Source organism: Sphingomonas sp. RS6, assembly GCF_054489705.1.
In genome coordinates, this window is record NZ_JBTMWM010000003.1 from 347,470 (window position 1) to 366,077 (window position 18,608).

Here is an 18,608-nt window from a genome sequence, read left to right on the forward strand (position 1 = left end):
CGAGACGGGCGATGGTTCAACGCATCTTCCGCTATGAGGTTCCGGCGATCAGAAGCTCGCCCATTCCTCCACATCCGCGCCGGTCTGCCGCACGGTCGAGACGCTGGCCGCATGCGCCGGTGTTGATTGCACCGGCATCGCATGGACCCGCGACCGCACCGGCTTCCGACTGCCGCGGTCGCCCGCGTTGAACCGCAGCGCCCGCTCGGAAAGCGAGGCGACTTCGGAGGAAAGGTTGCGCGCTGCCGCCGACGTTTCTTCCACCATGGCGGCATTCTGCTGCGTCGTCTGGTCGATGCTGTTGACGGCGGTGGCGACCTGGGTGACCGCCGATGCCTGCACCTGGTTGTCGGTCGCCATCGTTTCCAGCAGCTTGTGCACCTCGTTCACGTCGCCGACGATCGCGCCGAGCGCGCTGTCCACGCGCTGCACCATATCCACCGCCGCATTGATGTCGGTCTGGGTTGCGGTCAGCTGGTCGCGGGCGCGGCCGGCTTCCTCTTCGGCGCGCATCGCCAGCGCCGAGACGAGATCGGCGACCACCGCGAAGCCGCGCCCCGCCTCGCCGGCGCGGCCGGCCTCGACGGCGGCGTTCATCGCCAGAACCCGCGTCTGGAAGGCGATCTTGTCCAGCCCCTCGATCACATTGTCGATGCCCTTTGCGCTTTCCGAAACGCGGGTCATCGCCTGCATCGCCTCGTCGGCAACGCTGCGGCCCGACGCGACGACGCCGATCGCACCGGTCGCGCGTTCCACCGTCTTGGTCGACGCCGCGGCGGTGGCCTTGATCCGCTGGTCCATCTGGCTGACGGCAGCCGAGGTTTCCTCCAGGCTGGCGGCGGCGCCTTCGGTGCGCCGGGCCAGGTCCTCGCTGGCCTGGGCGATTTCGGCCGAGCCAGTCGAGATGGTCTCGGCGCTTTCCATCACCGCCGCGATCAGCTCGCGCAGCGCGCTCACGGCGGCGTTGTAGTTGCGCTTCAACCCTTCATATTCTTCGGTGAAGTGCACCTCGATCGTGGCCGTCAGGTCGCCATCGGCGAGCTTGGCAAGCTGGCCCTCCAGCGTATCGACCACCAGCTTCTGCGCCGCCTCGTTCCGCTGTTTCGCTTCCGCCGCCGCGGCCTGGGCGATCGCGGCTTCCTTGAAGACCAGCACGGATTTCGCCATGCCGCCCACTTCATCGCCGCGCTCGGTGCCTTCCACCGGCACCGCGTGATCGCCTCCCGCCAGGCTCCGCATTGTATCCTGCAGCCGGGTGAGCGGGTTGCTGATCTGCTTGCGCGTCAGGAAAACGGCCAGCGCCATGCAGACCATGATGACGATCACGGCGATGATCGGCAGCATGAAGCTCGCCGTCGCGGCCGTCGCCGAAAGACTGTCGGACAGCGCAGTCGCATCCGCCATGCGCTTGTCATTGAAGTCACGCATTTCGCGGGAGAACGTATCGGCTTGCTTGTCCGCCTCGGCGAGCAATGCCTTGGCCGTATCGTTCTCGTTCCGCAACCCCGCCGCGATCGCGGGCTCGACCTTGGCGTGGACCGCTTCGACAAGCGCGCGAAGCGGCGCCAGCGCAGCGGCAGTCTCGGGCTCCGCCTTCACAACCTCGTCGATGTTCTTCAGCGCCTTTTCATAGGCATCCACTTCATCGGCCGCAGAACGCTTTGCCTCTGCCGAACGGCCGTCATACGCCATCACCCGATAGCCGTCGTACATCATCGTGTTGACGTACCGATTGGTTCTCACGAGCTTGGACGTATCGGGCATCCGCGTGTCGACAAGGATGGAGTAGCTGTCGTCGATCGAGCTGGAAACGCGCCCGCCATACCAGCCCATGCTCAACGTCGCCACGCCCAGAAGACCCAGCATCGCCAGAATCTTGAACTGAATCTTCATGTTGACGAAGAACTTCATCCGGGTGGACTCCTAAGAAGGCGCAGCTAATGCTACGCTTTTCGTGTCTTATAGAGACCGCGTGGAGGCCGGAGGGCATCGTGACCCCGGAAAATATACGTATGCGCCTTTACAATCCCCGACTCGAACACAAGTCTCGCTATTTGTCTTCCAAGCTACGATCGAGGAAATCGAGGATCGTGCGCCACAGATGCTCGCTGATGCCCGGCCCGTCAACGCGGTGCGTCTGCCCCGGATAGAGCATCATCTCGAACGGCACGTCGTTCTGCTGCAGCGTCGCAAACATCGCGGTGCTGTTGTCCAGCACGACATTGTCGTCGGACATGCCGTGGATCATCAGCAACTTGTCGCCGATCTTGGCCGCATCGGCGATCGTGCCCGAACGGGCATAGGCTTCCGACACCACGCGCGGATCGCCCATGTAGCGCTCGGTATAATGGGTGTCGTACAAATCCCATTTGGTCACCGGCGCGCCCGATACCCCGGCGGCAAAGGTGCCCGGCGCCGCCTCCAGCATCTTCAGCGTCATATAGCCGCCATAGGACCAGCCATAGGTGGCGATCCGCTTCGGATCGACGAAGGGCAGCGTCTTTAGATAGGCCGCGCCCGCCAGCTGATCGGCCACCTCGACGGTGCCCATCGCGTGCCAGATCGCGCTTTCGAACGCGACGCCGCGATTGGCCGAGCCGCGATTGTCGATCTGGAACCAGATATAGCCCTGATCGACCAGATATTGCTGCAGCGCGCCGCCCCAGGCCCGGCTTACCGTCTGCACATGCGGTCCGCCATAATGCTGGAAGAACACCGGATAGCGTTTGCCCGGCTCCAGCGGCGGCGTGATCATCTCCCAGTGCAGCTCGGTGCCGTCCTCCGCCTTGATCGTGCCGAACCGCCGCTCGCGGTGGCTCGTCAGATAGGGGTGATAGGGATGATCCGCATCGCCGACCGCATTCTCCATCACCCAGGCGATCCGCTTGCCGTCGCGGTCGGCCAGATACATCTGGCGGGGCTGATCGGTGTTCGACCGATTGACGATCGCGCGGGTGGCGCCCGCGTCCATGCTGGCGCCGTTCCACCATCCGCGCTCGGTGATCCGCGTCGCGGTGCCTGGCTTGCGGTAATCGATCCAATAGAGATGCCGCTCCAGCGGGTCGTCCTTGTTGCCCTGGAAATAGAGGCGCCCGCTCTTCTCATCCACGCTCACCGCGTCCGGGGTCACTTCCCAGTCGCCTTTGGTCAGTTGCGTCCAGCCGCCCTTCGCCCAGCGATAGAGATGGCCGTGGCCATCGCGCTCGGACCACCAGATCAGGCTCCCGTCGCTCAGCGGCCGGAACGCGTTGGACAGGTTGATCCAGCTCTTCGGCGCCGCGCTTTCGCTGAACAGCAGCTGCGATGCCCCGGTCGCCGGATCGACCGCGAGCAGATCCAGCCGGGTCTGCTCGCGATTCTGGCGCTGGACATACAGCGTCTTGCCGTCGGCCGCCCAGTTCACCCGCGCCAGATAGATGTCGGAATCGGTGCCGAGATCGACCTTGGTTCGCCTGCCACTCACCGGATCGACGACATAAAGCTCGACGAGCACGTTCGACGTTCCCGCCTTCGGATAGCGCTGCTGGTAGATGCTCGTCCCGTCCGCGCCGATCGCCGCGCGCGTGACGATGCCCACCGGCGCCTCGTCAAAGCGTTCGACCGCGATGTGACGATCGTCGGGCGACCACCAATAGCCGGTGCTCCGGCCCATTTCCTCCTGCGCAACGAATTCGGCCTCGCCCCAATGGACGGTGCCGGCGCCATCTTCGGTCACCTGCATCGGCCGGCCGCTCGACAGGTCGAGCACGAACAGGTTCTGCCCCTGGACATAGCTTGCGTAACGGCCGCCGGGGCTCAGCGTCGGGTTGAGCTTCGGCCCGGCTGCCGCCGAAAGCTTCTTGATCTCGCCGTCGATGCCGACCCGGAACAGTTCGCCTTCCAGCGGGACGAGGATCGATTTGCCGTCGGGCGCCCAGTCATAGCGGACGATGCCTTTGGTGCCGCCGATGCGGGCGCGCTCGCGCTGCATCTTCTCCGCCTCGGACAATTCGGCGCCCGAGCCGAGCCGCTTCGAATCGACCAGCATCCGCCACTTGCCGGTCGCGGTATCCATCGCCCACAGGTCATAGCGGTCGCGCTCATCGTCGCGGTTGCGCAGCAGCGTCACCAGCTTGCCGTCGGGCGACAGCGCGGTCGATCGCGGCGACGGTCCGTCGATCGAGGGGCTCGCGAAGATCCGTTCCAGCGTCAGCGCCGGCGCGCCTGCCGGTTCCTGCGCCTGCGCCTGATTCGTCGTCACGGCAGACATCAGACCGACCAATCCCAGCCCCAGCTTCCATGCACGCATTCGAACCTCATTCATCATCCCCGATGGGCATCGTTTGATGACGGGGTTATCGCGGGCAGCATCGGCGGCGTAAAGGGGCGGACCGCGCCCGGCGCGATGCGACATCTGCGCCAGAAATCTTACGAACTATGCTTAATCGACAGAATATCCAATATTTTTACTGTTCACGCATTACCAGTCCGTTTCATTCGCGCAACCGTTCGATGGAACAGGTAGTTGCTATAACGATATGCAAGTTAATCTTGCCGGTCTTTCGGGAACATTATTCCGCACCGATTGTAATATGCCGGAATGGACGCGCCGTTAACCATTTGTTAACGAAAATTATCTATGTCTTAATCCATGATAACAGGCGGAAAGCGGGGCGCGCACTTGGTTGAGATGGGAGTAGCGGCCGCATGTCTTCGCACGGCCAGTTTGATACGGGTACGATCGCGCCGGTCGAATCAGCCACAAGGCTGCTTCAGGATCGCTGGCCATCGGTAACCGCGCTCACGCCCGCCAGCATCGGGCTTGCCGATGATCACGATTCGACGCGTGAATTTCTCAAGATCGTCCAGTCGCTCAGCGACGACGGGTTCCTCACCTATGAAGCGCTGGTCGTCGACGCCGACGGCGCGCTGGTGATTGATGCCGCCTTGACCGCCCGCGGTCGCGAGGCGCTTGCCGCGCGTCGCAAGGGCGCGAACTGACCGCGGGCATTTCCGCCCGCGGTCAGTCGGGGGGATCAGTGAATGGCGGGCACCGGCCTATCCGCTTCCGTTTCGGAAATGCGCGCCGCGATGTGACGCAGCGCCAGGATATCGGCCGTATCGAAGTTGCGCGGGCTGCGGCTCAGCACCGCAATCGTCCCGACGCGATTGCCGTTCAGGCGAACCGGCACCGAAATCTGCGCATGAAAGCCGTGCTGCAATGCCGTGAGGGGATTGGCGAGTTGCGCCGGCGAGGCAAGTGTCTCGCGCTCGGTCGTCGCGAGCGCCGTCGCGATCTCCGAATCGATTACCGCCACATCGCCGCCCAGCATCGTCACTGCGGTCTGCGCGAGCATGCCCATGCGCTGTCCGCGATCACCGGCACCCTGCTTGTCCGAGCGGAACCAATCTACGCTACCAACGAACTGACCAGACATTACGCACACCCCTGTGGAAACGATGTCATGCTTTTAGAGCGGCAATTGGTTTCCAACGATTAAGGATTTGTACCCATCGGAAATTACACAAGGAAGCAGGGCGCGAACGGAGGCCCTCTCCTGGGAAGACGAACATGCACCGGCGCCTACGATCTTCGCTGATCGTCGCCACGACACGAAGTTATCAACTGGTTAATTTCGGAGTCGATCCTCTCACCGCTAGGCGTGGCGCCTGCGTAACGATAAGCGGGGAACTGCACTTGGTTAACGGCGTTTCGATTCGTCGAACCTTGGGCTCAGGGATGTTGATCGCCGACTCGGGGCCGCGCAGGGACCAACCGGTGCTGTTGCGGCGCCGCCGCTGCGACTGATCCCGTTGCGTTGGTGGTTGCCGATCGATCGCGACGGCATGGAGGAGGGATTGCCGATGGCCAGGGATGGATTCGATATGTTGGCCTCGCTCGATCCCGCCTGCGTCGGATCCATCGTCCGCGCGCTCACAGCGGCCTGGCCGGGCAGCGCGACGCTCCGCGCAAGCGCGCTGGGCATCGGCCAGGCGCTCGATCGCCACCACGCCTTTATCGAAGCCGTGCAGTCGCTGTGCGATCGCGGACTCCTTGCTTACGAGGCGCTGGTGATCGGTACCGCAGGCCCTGTCGTGCACGATGCCGCGCTTACCGCGCGCGGCCGGGCGCTGTTCCAGACGATCGAGCGTATCGCCGCCTGAGCGCATTCGCCGCGACATCGATCGGACCGCTGGCGCGCTGCGTCGGCGGTCTTTTTCATGGGCAACGCGCCACCCCCGCCGATCGTCTTGCGCAGAAACGAAAACGGGCGCGCAGGCCCCAGGACCTGCGCGCCCGCGCGTGACCGCGATTGCGGTGGCTTATTCGGCCGCCTGCGCACCTGCGCGCGGATCGCGGCGCTCGGCGATACGCGCCGACTTGCCGGTACGACCCCGCAGGTAATACAGCTTCGCGCGACGCACGACGCCGCGACGAACCACGTCGATCGACTCGACGTTGGGCGAATAGAGCGGGAAGACGCGCTCAACGCCCTCGCCGAACGAAATCTTGCGAACGGTGAAGTTCGAACCCATGCCCTTGTTCGAACGCGCGATGCACACGCCTTCGAAATTCTGGACGCGGGTGCGCTCGCCTTCGACCACCTTCACGCCGACGCGCAGCGTGTCGCCGGGCCGGAATTCGGGGATCTTCTTCGCTTCGTTGAACTTGGCAATCTGCTCGGCTTCGAGCGTCTGGATGATGTTCATCTCAGTCAGTCCCATGTTTTCGCCGCGCGCCAGAGGGAGACTGGACCCGAGCGCCCTCATGACGCTCCCAAAGATCCGGCCTCCTTAGCCGTGTATCGGTCTCCGCCTGGGCTCGTCGCCAGGCGTCGATCCTCGCATGATCCCCCGATCGCAGCACTTCGGGGATCGTGCGCCCTTCCCATTCGACAGGTCGGGTATATTGCGGATATTCGAGCAGCCCCGTTTCGAAGCTCTCGTCCATGCCGCTTGAAGCCGCGCCCATTACGCCGGGAACCAGCCGAATGCAAGCATCGAGCAGCGTCAGCGCCCCCATCTCGCCGCCAGACAGAATATAGTCGCCGATCGACACCTCTTCGATGCCGCGCGCCTCGAATATCCGCTCGTCAAACCCCTCGAACCGGCCGCACAGCACCACCAGGCCCGGCCCGTCCGCCAGCGCGCGCACCCGCGCCTGGGTGAGCGGCCGTCCGCGCGGCGTCATCGCGATCAGCGGCCGGTCGCCCCGTGCGACGCTGTCGATCGCCGCGCCAAGCACATCGGCGCGCAGCACCATGCCCGCGCCGCCGCCGGCGGGCGTGTCATCCACCGTGCGGTGCCTGTCGCTCGCAAAGTCGCGGATCTGCACCGTCTCCAGCGACCACAGCCCCTCACGCAGCCCGCGCCCCGCCAGCGAGATGCCGAGCGGCCCCGGAAACATCTCGGGATAGAGCGTCAAAACGGTGGCAGCGAAGGTCACAGCGTCCAGTTCTCGAAGTTGAGGTCCGGGATGTCGGCGAAATCCCGTTCGTTGTTGGTAATCAGCGTCAGCCCGGCCGCCAGCGCCTGCGCCGCGATCAGCCGGTCCAGTCGCGCCCGCCGGAACGGCAGCCGGGCATAGACCTCCGCAGCAGCCGCGTCGAACGGCAGCGCGGGCACGAGACGGAAGAACCGATCGACCACGATCCGCCCCGCGCTATTGCCCTCCGGCACACCGCGCAACACCTCCGCCATCACGATGGTGGAGCTGACGACCGAACCCTGTGCCTGCGCCTCTACCGCGCGCGCCGCCCGCCCTTGCGCGTCGTTGAGGACGTAGATGCATATGTTGGTGTCGAGAAGAAAGCGGGGTTCAGCCATCGCGCCGCAGCTTGCGTCCTTCCCAATCGAGTTCGCGCTCTTCGATCTCGCGATCCTCGGGGCTGATCGGCTTCAGCCAAGGCAGCGCGCCCGCGACGCCGGTGAGGTCGATCGTCGCCTCGCTGTCCACCGGCTCGACCGAAAAGCCGCGCCGCTCCTCGCGCAGCACCACTTCGGCGCCTTCCTTCAGTCCCAGCGCCTTGGGCAGGCGCAGCGCCAGCGAATTGCCCGATTTGAAGATCCTGGCGCGATATTCCTCGCCCATAAGCCGCCTCCGTATATACAGCATGTATATACATTCGCGCAGAAAGGCAACGCGATCAGAACCAGTCCTCGATCCGCAGCCCCGGCACCGCCCGAAAATCGCGGCCGTTGCGCGTGACGAGCGTGGCGCCGAGCGCCAGCGTGTGCGCAGCGATCAGCCGGTCGTGGCGCCCCCGCGCGGCGCGCGCGGCGGGATAGGCCATCGCCGCCGCGCTGTCGAACGGCAGTACCGGCACCTGCGCGATCAACGCCGCCACCGCCGCTGCCCCGCCTTCGGCGAGTTCGGCATGGCTGATCGCCGACATCGCGATCGTCCCCGGCCGCGCCGCCGCCAGCCGGCGCGCAATCGGCCCGCCATCGCCGCGCAACAGGCGGATGCAGACGCACGTATCGAGCAGATAATCGGGCACGGCCATGCCGCCCCCTAGCACCGCGCGCGGGAACCTGTCCCCTCCCCGCGCGCTGGCGCCGCATGGACGATTGCATCATCATCGGCGGCGGGCCCGCCGGGCTCACCGCCGCCATCTATCTGTCGCGCTTCCACCTCAAGATCCGCCTGTTCGATTGCGGCTCGAGCCGCGCCGCGCTGATCCCGTGCACGCGCAACCATGCCGGCTATCCGGATGGCATCTCCGGGCTCGACCTGCTCGCCCTGATGCGCGCGCAGGCGGAGAAATACGGCGCCGTGCGCGAAGCCGCCAAAGTCACGGGGCTGGAGGCGCTCGACGGCGGCTTCCGCGTCCGCATCGGCGCGCGCGAGGTTCGTGCCCGCGCAGTGCTGCTCGCCACCGGCGTTGTCAATCATCGCCCGCCAATGCCCGATACGCTGCACGACGAGGCACTGGCGCGCGGCCTCGTCCGCTATTGCCCGGTGTGCGATGGCTATGAAGTCACCGACCGCCGTGTCGCCGTCTATGGCACCGGCCATCATGCCGCGCGCGAGGCGCTGTTCGTGCGCAGCTATACGCAGGACGTGACGCTGATCGCCCCCGACCGCCACGACCTCCCACCCGACCAGCGGGCCGAGCTCGACGCCGCCGGCATTGCCTGCATCGACGGCCCGGCGACGGACTGGGGACTCGAGGAAGATCGTCTCGCGCTCGACACCGGCGCCGGGCGCCTCGCCTTTGACAGCCTCTACCCCGCGCTCGGCTCGGACATCCGCTCCGAACTGGCGGTCGAGGCCGGCGCCCGCGCCGATGACAGCGGCTGCCTTGAGGTTGACGATCACCAGCGCACCTCGCTCCCCGGCCTGTTCGCCGCCGGCGACGTCGCCAAGGGGCTCGATCAGATCAGCCACGCGATGGGCGAAGCCGGCGTCGCCGCCACCACGATCCGCAACATGCTCAATGCGCAAACGCCGCTCTGGCGTTGATCGCGCACCGGCCTCGCGAGCACTCGACCTGGATCAGCTGCTACATCCGCCGCAGCCGCCGCCGTCGCCCCCGCCCCCACAGCCACTGCTTGCGCTACAGCCACTTCCACCATCGCCAGTGCCGGCACGCGCGTGGTGAAGCGCCTCCCACCCCGAACCGACCAGCACGACCGTCCCGAAAAGAGCGACCGCGAGTCCCGCTTCCGCTGCGGTCGGCCCGCGGCAAAGGCGTTCGTGCTGGTCGCGCAGTCGCTCGACAAGCGCGTGGCCGGCTCGCGTGGCGCGGCTGATCCGCGCGGCGCGGATCGCCGCCAGCACCGCGGTCGCAAAAACCAATGCGGTCAGAAAGCCGACCGGCCGATCACGACCGATCCCGACGGCAACCTTCACCAGCCCGAAGCCGATCAGCACCAGCAATGGCGCCGCAGACCAAAACCGCCGCCGCCATGCATCCCCCGGCGCCGCCAGCAAACCCGAGCGGACGAGGCGCGCCGAGACGATCCCGGCTGTATCCATCAGCGTCTGCTGAATGTCGCGCCAGCCGACAACACCCTGCATTGCCACCATTTTCCGCTCGGCGATGCCGTGATAATGCGTCCCCGCGATACGGAATTCGTGTTTGTCGTGCGGCGTCATGCGGCCATCGGCCAGCAGCCGCGCAGCCATCGACTCGGCGAGTCGGGGCGCACCCCCGATCAACACCGCAAGCTCGTCGATATCGGCGGTCGCACCGGCCCGGCCCGGCGGGATCAGCGATCGCTGGAGCGCGCCGCTCGCAAACCAGGCCAGCGCGAGCAGCACCAAATAAAGCGCCAGAAAAGGCCCGGCGGGTAGATCGAAGGGTCCAAGTGCCATGTGATTTCACCCATGTCCAAGGAGGATCGTCGCGGCCGCAAGCGCCAGCAGGATTATCACTGCCACCGCGACAAGTGCCCGCGCCCGCCGCCGCGGCACGATGATCGCGTCACGCGGATGGACACGGCGGGCTTTGGGATCATCCTTCAACCGTCGTCGCGCGTCAGGCCACAGGTCCGCGGGCGGCGAGCCGAAGATGCGCTCATAGCTGCGCAGCGTATCGGCATATTGGAGGAAGAAGCGGTGCTGCTCGTCCGCGCCGCCCGCAGTCGGGCCATGATGCAGCGGCCGCCCGAGCACCTTCGGGCAGAAGCGGTCCCAATAATCGCGCGTATAGGTGAGGTGCAGATGCCAGACCTGGTCTACGGCATCCGAGGGCGTGACCGGATGGCCACAGGTTACCGCCAGAAAGCAGAAACGGCGATATTCGTCGATAACGCGCTCGGCTTCGGCGCGCGTCCAGCCATTTTCGCGCGCCAGCCGCGCCACAAAAGGCAGCGCCGCATCGTCAGGTCCAATCTGATAATGGGAAAGCGCGTTCCAGACCGGATGGTCGGCGGGGTTTTCATGCGGACCCGAGGGCGCGTGCATCAATATCCTAGTAGCACGATGGGATTTGGTCGTCGAGGCTTATTCGACGAACGCGCGTGCCACCACCAGCCGATCGTCATTCCATTCGGGCACCGCTTCGGGCCGCATCGGCACCATGAAGCGTTTGCCGTCGGGCCGCTCGATGTCGAGCACGTCGCCCGCGCCATAATTGTCGATCGCCGCCACCCGGCCGATCGCGGTGTCATCCTCGTCCACCACCGGCAGGTCGAGCAGGTCGACATGATAATATTCGCCCTCGCCCAGCGGCGGCAGGGCGGTGCGCGGCACCGTCAATTCGGTGCCGCGCAGTGCCTCGGCGGCGTTGCGGTCCGAAACCTCGGCGAAGCGGGCGATCGTCCCGTTCGATCCGCCGCGTACCGATTTCAGCGTGAGCGTGCCGCCGTTGAACTGCCGGTGCGCCGACAGGTCGTCGGCAAACACCTTCAGCCGCACCTCGCCGGCAATGCCATGCGCGCCGATCACGACGGCAAGCGTCACCGGGCGGTCGCCGCGGCTGCGAGGGGGCACGGGGTCTGGCATCACGCTGGGCAACGATATGGCTGCCATCCCTCCCGCCGATGACGGGAGGGACGGTCAGTCTCAGGCCTCGGCTGCCTCTTCGGCCGGCGCGGCTGCGGCTTCGGCTGCAGCCTTCGCCTTCTCTGCACGCTCCTCGGCGCGCTCCTTGGCCTTCTCGCCCGGCTCGGCCTTCTTCGGGTTGTTGCGCGCCGCACGCTCCTTGATGCCGGCCGCGTCGAGGAAGCGGAGCACGCGATCGGTCGGCTGCGCGCCGACGCTCAGCCAGTGCTTCGCGCGATCGGTGTCGAGCTTGATGCGCTCGGGCGAATCCTTGGCGAGCAGCGGGTTGTAGGTGCCGATCTTCTCGATGAACTTGCCGTCACGCGGCGCACGGGCATCGGCAACGACGATCCGATAGTACGGGCGCTTCTTGGAGCCGCCGCGCGACAGACGCATGGAAAGAGCCATTCTACTTCACTTCCTTCTAAGAGATACGGTTGTAAGTTACTTTTTCTTCAGGATATTTTCGAAACCCGGTGGCAGCTTGGCACCGCCGGGCATCCCCGGCAGGCCGCCACCCACCTTGTCCATCATCTGGCCGAGATCGGCGCCGCCCAGCGCATTGCCGATGCCGCCCATGCCGCCGCCGGGGCCGGCCTTGCCCAGCATGCCCAGCATGCCCTTTAGCCCGCCCATCTTCTTCAGCCGCTTCATCGCCGTCTGCATCTCCTGATGCATCTTGATGAGCTTGTTGACGTCCTGCACGGTCAGGCCGCTGCCCTTGGCGATGCGGATCTTGCGCTTGGCGTTGAGCAGTTCGGGCTTGGCGCGCTCCTTGGGCGTCATCGAGCCGATGATCGCGTCCATGCGGATGAGCACCTTGTCGCCACCGACCTGATCGACCGCCGCCTGCGCCTTCTTCATGCCGGGCATCATGCCCGCCAGCGCGCCCAGCCCGCCCATCTTGCGCATCTGCGCCAGCTGCGCGCGCAGGTCGTTCATGTCGAACTGGCCCTTGGCGAGCCGGTTCGCCATGCGCTCGGCATCTTCCTGCTCGATCGACGCCGCCGCCTTTTCGACCAGGCTGACAACGTCGCCCATGCCCAGGATGCGGCCGGCGACGCGCTTCGGATGGAACGGCTCGATCTGGTCGAGCTTCTCGCCCATGCCGGCGAACTTGATCGGCTTGCCGGTAACCGCGCGCATCGACAGCGCCGCGCCGCCGCGCGCATCGCCGTCCATCCGGGTCAGGATCACGCCGGTCAGCGGCACCTGTTCGGAGAAGTTGCTGGCGACGTTCACCGCGTCCTGGCCGGTCAGCGAGTCGACGACGAGCAGGATTTCCTGCGGTTTCGAGATGTCGGCCACCGCCTTCATCTCGTCCATCAGCGCCTGATCGACGTGCAGACGGCCGGCGGTGTCGAGCATCACCACGTCGAAGCCCTGGAGCTTCGCCGCCTGAAGCGCGCGCCGGGCGATGTCGACCGGCTGCTGCCCAGCGACGATCGGCAGCGTCGCCACCTCGGTCTGGGTGCCGAGCACGGCCAGCTGTTCCTGCGCGGCCGGACGATTGACGTCCAGCGACGCCATCATCACCTTCTTGCCCTGCTTCTTCAGCAGCTTGGACAGCTTGGCGGTGGTGGTCGTCTTGCCCGAGCCCTGAAGGCCGACCAGCATGACGACGGCGGGCGGGGTAACGTCGATCGCCAGCTCGGCGGTGTCGTCGCCCAGCATCTCGACCAGCGCGTCATGGACGATCTTGACGACCTGCTGCCCCGGCGTGACCGAACGCAGCACCTGCTGGCCCACGGCCTGCTCGGTTACCTTGTCGACGAATTCGCGGGCGACGGGCAGCGCGACGTCCGCTTCCAGCAGCGCCACGCGAACCTCGCGCATCGCGGTACGGACATCGGCCTCGCCGAGCGCACCACGCCCGCGCAGGCGCTCGAAGACGCCGCCCAGCCGATCGCTCAAACTCTCGAACATGATGCCCAAACCACTCCCAAATTCATCTCGATCCGGCAAACGCAAAACACGCCGGCGGACGAAACCTCGTCGGCCGGCGTCACCCCTCGGGGTGGACTGTCGCGCGTTCGCAATGGAACGATCGGATTGCGCCTTAGCGGCGCCTGCCATCGAATGCAACCGCTACGCATTTAACCTGATCTACACTCTTCGGCGTGAAAAAAGATCGGCGTCGGTCGTTACCGATCATCCGATGTTTGGGGGCGAATGCCGGCAATGCCGCTGGATCTGGACGAAGAAGCAGAACGAACGACCAGGACGAGCGCCGGCTTGATTACCGGCGCCACCAGCGTCGCGGCGATTCTATTGTTTGTCGGCACCGGCAGCTCGCTGCTGTCGAAGACGCTGCTTCATTATACGCAGGGCGCGGCGCCGCCCGATCGCACGCTCGTCATCGCGCTGCTGCTCAACGTCGCGCTGATCCTGTTCGGCTGGCGCCGCCACCATGCGCTCACGGTCGAGGTCGAGGTCCGCGCCGCCGCACAGGAACGGGCGCTGCACCTCGCCAGCCGCGATCCGCTCACCGCCTTCCTCAATCGCCGCAGCCTCGCCGACGAGGGGGCGGCGATGTTCCAGCGTGCCGTGCGCCGGCACAAGGCGATGGCGCTGATGGTCGTCGATCTCGATCACTTCAAGACCGTCAACGATATGCATGGCCATCCCGTCGGCGATGCCCTGCTGCGTGCGGTGGCAAACGAAATCGCCGCCGCGATGCCACCGATCGCGCTCACCGCGCGGCTGGGCGGCGACGAATTCGCCTGCGCCTTCCTGTTCGATCCGGCCGAACCGTCGACCGTCGAGCGAATCGCCGAACGGCTGGTCAGCCGCATGGCGCAGCCGTTCGAAGCGGAAGGGCTGCGGCTTCACATCAGCTGCTCGATCGGAATCGCGCGCTCCGATTTCGACTGTTCGAGCATCGACGCGCTGATGCGCTCGGCCGATATCGCGATGTATCAGGCGAAAAAGGGCGGCCGAAACCGTTTCGCCTGGTTCGACCAGTCGATGGAGCGCGAGCTCCAGCTGCGCAACGAGCTCGAAAGCGGGCTGCGCCTCGCGATCCCGCGCGAGGAGATTGTCCCCTATTTCGAACAGCAGGTCGATCTCGCGACCGGCCGGCTCGAAGGCTTCGAGGTGCTGGCGCGCTGGGATCATCCGACGCGCGGCATGGTCAGCCCCGAACTGTTCATCCCGATCGCCGAGGATACCGGCATGATCGCCGATCTGTCGCTGTCTGTGATGCGCCAGGCGCTGATGACCGCGCGCGACTGGGATGCGTCACTGTCGCTGTCGATCAACATCTCCCCCTGGCAGCTGCGCGACGCCTGGCTCGCGCAGAAGATCATCAAGGTCCTCACCGAAACGGGCTTCCCCGCCAGCCGGCTTGAGGTGGAGATCACCGAAAGCGCGCTGTTCGGCAATCTCGCGCTCGCCCAGTCGATCGTCGGCAGCCTCAAGAATCAGGGCGTGCGGCTCGCGCTCGACGATTTCGGCACCGGCTATTCGTCGCTCGCCCATCTGCGCGCACTGCCGTTCGATCGGATCAAGATCGACAAGAGCTTCGTCACTTCGCTCCACGACAATGCCGATTCGGCGGCGATCGTCCATGCGATCGTGCGGCTCGGCGAAAGCCTCAACCTGCCGATCACCGCCGAGGGCGTCGAGGATGCCGCACTCGAGGAACGGCTGCGGGCGCTTGGCTGTGCCAAGGCGCAGGGCTGGCATTATGGCCGGCCGATGTCGGCGGCGGCGGCGCGGCGGATGCTCGCCGAGCGGCGCCTGATCCAGCAGCCGGCCCCCGCCGGCCCCGCCGATTCGGCTACCAGCCAGCGCCGGGCTGGCTGAGATACTCGACTTCCTCGGGCGTCGAGATCCGCCCCAGCGCCGCGTTGCGCGTCGGAAACCGCCCAAACCGCCGGATGACCTCGGCATGCTCGCGGGCATAGGCAAGCGGCTCTTCCAGCCCCAGCGCCTCGAAACAGCGCAGGCTCAGCGCCTGCATCTCGGCATCCTCGGCATGTTCGAACGGCAGATAGAGGAACTGGCGTTGCTCGGGCGTCATGTCGCGGTCCCAGTCGCGCTCCAGCGCCAGCATCGCCAGCTCGCGCGCCAGCGGATCGGCGGCGAACGCCTCGGCGCTGTCGCGGTGGATGTTGCGCGAGAACTGGTCGAGCAGGATCACCGCCGCGAGCAGGTTGAGCGGATCGTCGCGCCATCCCGCCGCGCCGCTCGCCAGCACCTTGTCGCGCGTCGGGCCGAACAGCGTCGCGATCTCGCGATCGAGCCCGTCGGACTTGGCGAACCATTGTTCCGGCATCAGCGCGTCGAACCAGAAGGCCAGCACTTCGCGGGCCTTTGCGTGGACTTCTGCGGTCGGCGCTCCTAGATCGCTCTGCAATGTCGCTCTCCTCGCCTCTCATTCTTAACATGGGTTGCCGCCTCAACCTAGCCGAAGGTGAGTCGATCCGTGCGCTGCTGACGGGGCGTGACGCGATCGTGGTGAACAGCTGCGCCGTCACCAACGAAGCGGTGAAGCAGACGCGCCAGGCGATCCGCCGCGCGCGCCGCGAACGCCCGAATGCCGAACTCGTCGTCACCGGCTGCGCAGCGCAGATCGATCCCGCCGCCTTCGACGCGATGCCCGAGGTCGATCGCGTGATCGGCAATGCCGAAAAGCTGCTGCCCGCCGCCTGGTCGTCCGGGGCGAAGGTGCAGGTGCAGGACATCATGGCCGTGCGCGAGACTGCGCCGCATCTCGCCGCCAGCTTCTCCACCCATGCCCGCGCGTTCGTCGAGGTGCAGAATGGCTGCGATCATCGCTGCACCTTCTGCGCGATCCCGTTCGGGCGCGGCAACAGCCGATCGGTGCCCGCCGGCGCGGTGATCGATCGCATCGCCGCGCTGGCCGAGGCGCATGGCGAGATCGTGCTCACCGGCGTCGACCTGACCAGCTATGGCCATGATCTGCCCGGCAGCCCGTCGCTCGGCCTGCTCGTCGAGCGAATTCTCGCGCATGTCCCCGCGCTCCGCCGCCTCCGCCTCTCCTCGCTCGACGGGATCGAGGTCGACGACCGGCTGTTCGCGCTGCTGACCCAGGAGCCGCGCGTGATGCCGCACGTCCACCTCTCGCTCCAGGCGGGTGACGATCTGATCCTCAAGCGGATGAAGCGCCGCCACAGCCGCGCGCAATCGGTGGCGCTGGCCGATCGCCTGCGCGCCGCCCGGCCGGAGATCGCGATCGGCGCGGACCTGATCGCCGGCTTCCCCACCGAGGACGAAGCGATGTTCGAGAACAGCCGCGCGCTTATCGCCGATTGCGGCGTGGTCCACGCCCATGTCTTCCCCTATAGCCCGCGCAGCGGCACCCCCGCCGCGCGTATGCCGCAGCTCGCCCCCGCCACCATCCGCGCACGCGCCGCCCGGCTGCGCGCGGGGGCGGCCGAACAGCGGGCGCGCTGGCTCAACACGCTGGTCGGCACCCGCCAGCAGATCCTGGTCGAGCGCCCTGGCGACCGCGGCCATGCCGGAAATTTCGCCGAGGTTCGCCTGACGAACCCGGCCCAGACTGGAGACATTGTGAACGTGACCATTGCGCGCGTGCAGGACGGAAGGCTGGTCGCATGAGCGGCGGCAACTGGCACGAAAAGCTGCTCGGCGGCTTTCGCAAGACGTCGGACCGGCTGCTCGGCAATCTCGCCGGCCTGTCCGGTGCCCGGCTCGACGACGCGACGCTCGACGGGATCGAAGAGGCGCTGATCGCCTCCGATCTCGGCCCCGCCACCGCCGCGCGCGTCCGCGCCCGGCTGGCCGAGGGCCAGTATGAGCGCAACATGGAGGAACTCGGCATCCGCCTGGTGGTCGCCGAGGAGATCGCCAAGGTGCTCGAACCCGTGGCGAAGCCGCTCGAGATCGAGGCGTTTCCCCGCCCGCAGGTGATCCTCGTCATCGGCGTCAACGGATCGGGCAAGACGACGACGATCGCCAAGCTCGCCAATCGCCTGCTCGATCAGGATTACAGCGTGATGCTCGCCGCCGGCGACACGTTCCGCGCCGCCGCGATCGGCCAGCTCAAGACCTGGGCAGACCGCATCGGTGTGCCGATCGTCTCGGGCGCCGAGGGTGGCGACGCCGCCGGCATCGTGTTCGAGGCCGTGAAGCAGGCGACCGCGATCGGCACCGACGTGCTGATCGTCGACACCGCCGGGCGGCTCCAGAACAAGCGCGAGTTGATGGACGAGCTGGCCAAGGTCCGCCGCGTCCTCGGCCGCCTCAATCCCGCCGCGCCGCACGACGTGGTGCTCGTGCTCGACGCGACCACCGGCCAGAACGCATTGAACCAGATCGAGGTGTTCAAGGAAGTCGCCGGCGTCACCGGCCTCGTCATGACCAAGCTCGACGGCACTGCGCGCGGCGGCGTGCTCGTCGCCGCGGCGGAGAAATACGGCCTGCCGATCCACGCGATCGGCGTCGGCGAAACGGCCGACGATCTCCGCGCCTTCGACGCCAACGAAGTCGCCCGGATCATCGCCGGGGTGGAGGAATTGACCAATGGCTGATCCCGCCCCCCGCCCGCCGCTGTCGCCCGGCTTGCGCATGGCGCTCGATTTCGGGCCGCTCGTGCTGTTCTTCGCGGTCAACAGCCTCGCCACCGGCCCCGCCCTCGCCCGCGCGCTCACCGCCACCGTCGCCTTCATGGTGGCGATGACGATCGCGCTCGCCGTCTCCTGGTGGAAGACGCGCCACGTTTCGCCGATGCTGTGGATCACCGGCCTGCTCGTGCTCGTGTTCGGCGGGCTGACGCTCTATTTCCACGATCAGGCGTTCATCCAGATGAAGCCGACCTTCGTCTATGCGATGTTCGCGGTGATCCTCGGCTATGGCCTGATCGCGAACAAGCCGCTGCTCCAGATGCTGCTCGAACAGGCCTATCCCGGCCTGTCGGCGCGCGGCTGGCGCCTGCTGACGATCAACTGGGCGGGCTTCTTCGTCGCGATGGCGGTGCTCAACGAAGGGATGCGCCACCTTCTCGATTGGGACGAATGGGTGACGTTCAAGACCTGGGGCGTGATCCCGATCACGCTGATCTTCGCGGTCGCCAACGTGCCGATGCTCCTCCGCCACGGGCTCCAGCTCGACAAACCCGAAGACGCGCCACTCCCGCCGGAGGGTTGATCGA

21 protein-coding genes are annotated in these 18,608 nt (G+C 66.4%); 7 read left to right on the forward strand and 14 right to left on the reverse strand.

Going from position 1 to position 18,608, the window contains the following annotated elements:
• Positions 1-48 precede the first annotated feature (48 nt).
• Positions 49-1,911 (reverse strand): methyl-accepting chemotaxis protein, encoded by a 1,863-nt coding sequence (locus tag ACX40Y_RS08785; protein ID WP_459119168.1) that lies wholly within the window; start codon positions 1,909-1,911, stop codon positions 49-51.
• A 139-nt stretch (positions 1,912-2,050) separates the two neighbouring features.
• Positions 2,051-4,288 carry a S9 family peptidase gene (locus tag ACX40Y_RS08790; RefSeq protein ID WP_459119169.1) on the reverse strand — a complete coding sequence of 746 codons (2,238 nt, stop codon included), beginning with the start codon at positions 4,286-4,288 and terminating at the stop codon, positions 2,051-2,053.
• Positions 4,289-4,686: 398 nt separating this feature from the next.
• Here ACX40Y_RS08790 and ACX40Y_RS08795 point away from each other — a divergent pair, with 398 nt between their 5' ends.
• Positions 4,687-4,980 carry a hypothetical protein gene (locus ACX40Y_RS08795; protein ID WP_459119170.1) on the forward strand — a complete coding sequence of 98 codons (294 nt, stop codon included), beginning with the start codon at positions 4,687-4,689 and terminating at the stop codon, positions 4,978-4,980.
• Positions 4,981-5,015: 35 nt separating this feature from the next.
• Here ACX40Y_RS08795 and ACX40Y_RS08800 read toward each other — a convergent pair whose 3' ends face one another.
• Positions 5,016-5,417 (reverse strand): GAF domain-containing protein, encoded by a 402-nt coding sequence (locus ACX40Y_RS08800; protein ID WP_459119171.1) that lies wholly within the window; start codon positions 5,415-5,417, stop codon positions 5,016-5,018.
• A 427-nt stretch (positions 5,418-5,844) separates the two neighbouring features.
• Between ACX40Y_RS08800 and ACX40Y_RS08805 the strand changes: the two genes are divergently transcribed.
• Positions 5,845-6,144, forward strand: a complete 300-nt coding sequence (locus tag ACX40Y_RS08805) for a hypothetical protein (RefSeq protein ID WP_459119172.1) — start codon at positions 5,845-5,847, stop codon at positions 6,142-6,144.
• Between the two features lie 159 nt (positions 6,145-6,303).
• Here ACX40Y_RS08805 and rplS read toward each other — a convergent pair whose 3' ends face one another.
• The 5 genes from rplS to ACX40Y_RS08830 are packed head-to-tail and all read right to left on the reverse strand — an operon-like array spanning position 6,304 to position 8,486.
• A complete protein-coding gene (gene rplS, locus ACX40Y_RS08810) occupies positions 6,304-6,690 on the reverse strand; it encodes a 50S ribosomal protein L19 (protein ID WP_459119250.1) in 387 nt (128 codons plus the stop codon).
• Between the two features lies 1 nt (position 6,691).
• The gene (trmD, locus tag ACX40Y_RS08815; RefSeq protein WP_459119173.1) at positions 6,692-7,426 is read right to left on the reverse strand and encodes a tRNA (guanosine(37)-N1)-methyltransferase TrmD; all 735 of its coding nucleotides are present in this window, start codon (positions 7,424-7,426) and stop codon (positions 6,692-6,694) included.
• Positions 7,423-7,806 carry a PIN domain-containing protein gene (locus ACX40Y_RS08820; RefSeq protein ID WP_459119174.1) on the reverse strand — a complete coding sequence of 128 codons (384 nt, stop codon included), beginning with the start codon at positions 7,804-7,806 and terminating at the stop codon, positions 7,423-7,425. Before ACX40Y_RS08820 ends, trmD begins: the two co-directional genes overlap by 4 nt.
• Entirely contained in the window at positions 7,799-8,071 is a 273-nt protein-coding gene (locus tag ACX40Y_RS08825) for an AbrB/MazE/SpoVT family DNA-binding domain-containing protein (RefSeq protein ID WP_459119251.1), read from the reverse strand. The genes ACX40Y_RS08820 and ACX40Y_RS08825 overlap by 8 nt, the downstream gene beginning before the upstream one ends.
• 55 nt (positions 8,072-8,126) lie before the next feature.
• Positions 8,127-8,486 (reverse strand): PIN domain-containing protein, encoded by a 360-nt coding sequence (locus tag ACX40Y_RS08830; protein ID WP_459119175.1) that lies wholly within the window; start codon positions 8,484-8,486, stop codon positions 8,127-8,129.
• Positions 8,487-8,542: 56 nt separating this feature from the next.
• On the opposite strand from ACX40Y_RS08830, the gene ACX40Y_RS08835 reads away from it, so the two are divergent.
• Positions 8,543-9,445, forward strand: a complete 903-nt coding sequence (locus ACX40Y_RS08835) for an NAD(P)/FAD-dependent oxidoreductase (protein ID WP_459119176.1) — start codon at positions 8,543-8,545, stop codon at positions 9,443-9,445.
• A gap of 33 nt (positions 9,446-9,478) precedes the next feature.
• Here the strand turns inward: ACX40Y_RS08835 and ACX40Y_RS08840 are convergent, their stop codons facing one another.
• From ACX40Y_RS08840 to ffh, 5 genes are read right to left on the reverse strand one after another with little or no spacing between them, the layout of a single operon-like run.
• On the reverse strand, positions 9,479-10,300 hold the full coding sequence (locus tag ACX40Y_RS08840) for a TIGR04222 domain-containing membrane protein (RefSeq protein WP_459119177.1): 822 nt from the start codon (positions 10,298-10,300) through the stop codon (positions 9,479-9,481).
• Positions 10,301-10,306: 6 nt separating this feature from the next.
• Entirely contained in the window at positions 10,307-10,891 is a 585-nt protein-coding gene (locus ACX40Y_RS08845; RefSeq protein WP_459119178.1) for a glycine-rich domain-containing protein, read from the reverse strand.
• A 39-nt stretch (positions 10,892-10,930) separates the two neighbouring features.
• On the reverse strand, positions 10,931-11,431 hold the full coding sequence (rimM, locus tag ACX40Y_RS08850) for a ribosome maturation factor RimM (protein WP_459119179.1): 501 nt from the start codon (positions 11,429-11,431) through the stop codon (positions 10,931-10,933).
• A gap of 60 nt (positions 11,432-11,491) precedes the next feature.
• A complete protein-coding gene (gene rpsP, locus ACX40Y_RS08855; RefSeq protein WP_459119180.1) occupies positions 11,492-11,878 on the reverse strand; it encodes a 30S ribosomal protein S16 in 387 nt (128 codons plus the stop codon).
• 36 nt (positions 11,879-11,914) lie between these two features.
• The gene (gene ffh, locus ACX40Y_RS08860; protein ID WP_459119181.1) at positions 11,915-13,396 is read right to left on the reverse strand and encodes a signal recognition particle protein; all 1,482 of its coding nucleotides are present in this window, start codon (positions 13,394-13,396) and stop codon (positions 11,915-11,917) included.
• A 255-nt stretch (positions 13,397-13,651) separates the two neighbouring features.
• On the opposite strand from ffh, the gene ACX40Y_RS08865 reads away from it, so the two are divergent.
• Positions 13,652-15,277, forward strand: coding sequence for a putative bifunctional diguanylate cyclase/phosphodiesterase (locus tag ACX40Y_RS08865; RefSeq protein WP_459119182.1), 1,626 nt, complete (start codon positions 13,652-13,654; stop codon positions 15,275-15,277).
• On the opposite strand, the gene ACX40Y_RS08870 is transcribed toward ACX40Y_RS08865, so the two are convergent.
• The gene (locus ACX40Y_RS08870; RefSeq protein WP_459119183.1) at positions 15,252-15,830 is read right to left on the reverse strand and encodes a DUF924 family protein; all 579 of its coding nucleotides are present in this window, start codon (positions 15,828-15,830) and stop codon (positions 15,252-15,254) included. The genes ACX40Y_RS08865 and ACX40Y_RS08870 overlap by 26 nt on opposite strands.
• Here ACX40Y_RS08870 and mtaB point away from each other — a divergent pair.
• The 3 genes from mtaB to ACX40Y_RS08885 are packed head-to-tail and all read left to right on the forward strand — an operon-like array spanning position 15,830 to position 18,604.
• On the forward strand, positions 15,830-17,056 hold the full coding sequence (gene mtaB, locus ACX40Y_RS08875; RefSeq protein ID WP_459119184.1) for a tRNA (N(6)-L-threonylcarbamoyladenosine(37)-C(2))-methylthiotransferase MtaB: 1,227 nt from the start codon (positions 15,830-15,832) through the stop codon (positions 17,054-17,056). The genes ACX40Y_RS08870 and mtaB overlap by 1 nt on opposite strands.
• A complete protein-coding gene (gene ftsY, locus ACX40Y_RS08880) occupies positions 17,053-17,988 on the forward strand; it encodes a signal recognition particle-docking protein FtsY (protein ID WP_459119185.1) in 936 nt (311 codons plus the stop codon). Before mtaB ends, ftsY begins: the two co-directional genes overlap by 4 nt.
• Positions 17,981-18,604: a septation protein A gene (locus ACX40Y_RS08885; RefSeq protein ID WP_459119186.1), complete on the forward strand. Its 624-nt coding sequence runs from the start codon at positions 17,981-17,983 to the stop codon at positions 18,602-18,604. Before ftsY ends, ACX40Y_RS08885 begins: the two co-directional genes overlap by 8 nt.
• Positions 18,605-18,608 lie beyond the last annotated feature (4 nt).

Bases quoted from the DNA above. Each gene is read 5' to 3' on its own strand.
- ACX40Y_RS08785 (WP_459119168.1), bottom strand. From the start codon at position 1,911: ATGAAGTTCTTCGTCAACATGAAGATTCAGTTCAAGATTCTGGCGATG.
- ACX40Y_RS08790 (WP_459119169.1), bottom strand. From the start codon at position 4,288: ATGCGTGCATGGAAGCTGGGGCTGGGATTGGTCGGTCTGATGTCTGCC.
- ACX40Y_RS08795 (WP_459119170.1), top strand. From the start codon at position 4,687: ATGTCTTCGCACGGCCAGTTTGATACGGGTACGATCGCGCCGGTCGAA.
- ACX40Y_RS08800 (WP_459119171.1), bottom strand. From the start codon at position 5,417: ATGTCTGGTCAGTTCGTTGGTAGCGTAGATTGGTTCCGCTCGGACAAG.
- ACX40Y_RS08805 (WP_459119172.1), top strand. From the start codon at position 5,845: ATGGCCAGGGATGGATTCGATATGTTGGCCTCGCTCGATCCCGCCTGC.
- rplS (WP_459119250.1), bottom strand. From the start codon at position 6,690: ATGAACATCATCCAGACGCTCGAAGCCGAGCAGATTGCCAAGTTCAAC.
- ACX40Y_RS08820 (WP_459119174.1), bottom strand. From the start codon at position 7,806: ATGGCTGAACCCCGCTTTCTTCTCGACACCAACATATGCATCTACGTC.
- ACX40Y_RS08825 (WP_459119251.1), bottom strand. From the start codon at position 8,071: ATGGGCGAGGAATATCGCGCCAGGATCTTCAAATCGGGCAATTCGCTG.
- ACX40Y_RS08830 (WP_459119175.1), bottom strand. From the start codon at position 8,486: ATGGCCGTGCCCGATTATCTGCTCGATACGTGCGTCTGCATCCGCCTG.
- ACX40Y_RS08835 (WP_459119176.1), top strand. From the start codon at position 8,543: ATGGACGATTGCATCATCATCGGCGGCGGGCCCGCCGGGCTCACCGCC.
- ACX40Y_RS08840 (WP_459119177.1), bottom strand. From the start codon at position 10,300: ATGGCACTTGGACCCTTCGATCTACCCGCCGGGCCTTTTCTGGCGCTT.
- ACX40Y_RS08845 (WP_459119178.1), bottom strand. From the start codon at position 10,891: ATGCACGCGCCCTCGGGTCCGCATGAAAACCCCGCCGACCATCCGGTC.
- rimM (WP_459119179.1), bottom strand. From the start codon at position 11,431: ATGCCAGACCCCGTGCCCCCTCGCAGCCGCGGCGACCGCCCGGTGACG.
- rpsP (WP_459119180.1), bottom strand. From the start codon at position 11,878: ATGGCTCTTTCCATGCGTCTGTCGCGCGGCGGCTCCAAGAAGCGCCCG.
- ffh (WP_459119181.1), bottom strand. From the start codon at position 13,396: ATGTTCGAGAGTTTGAGCGATCGGCTGGGCGGCGTCTTCGAGCGCCTG.
- ACX40Y_RS08865 (WP_459119182.1), top strand. From the start codon at position 13,652: ATGCCGCTGGATCTGGACGAAGAAGCAGAACGAACGACCAGGACGAGC.
- mtaB (WP_459119184.1), top strand. From the start codon at position 15,830: ATGTCGCTCTCCTCGCCTCTCATTCTTAACATGGGTTGCCGCCTCAAC.
- ftsY (WP_459119185.1), top strand. From the start codon at position 17,053: ATGAGCGGCGGCAACTGGCACGAAAAGCTGCTCGGCGGCTTTCGCAAG.
- ACX40Y_RS08885 (WP_459119186.1), top strand. From the start codon at position 17,981: ATGGCTGATCCCGCCCCCCGCCCGCCGCTGTCGCCCGGCTTGCGCATG.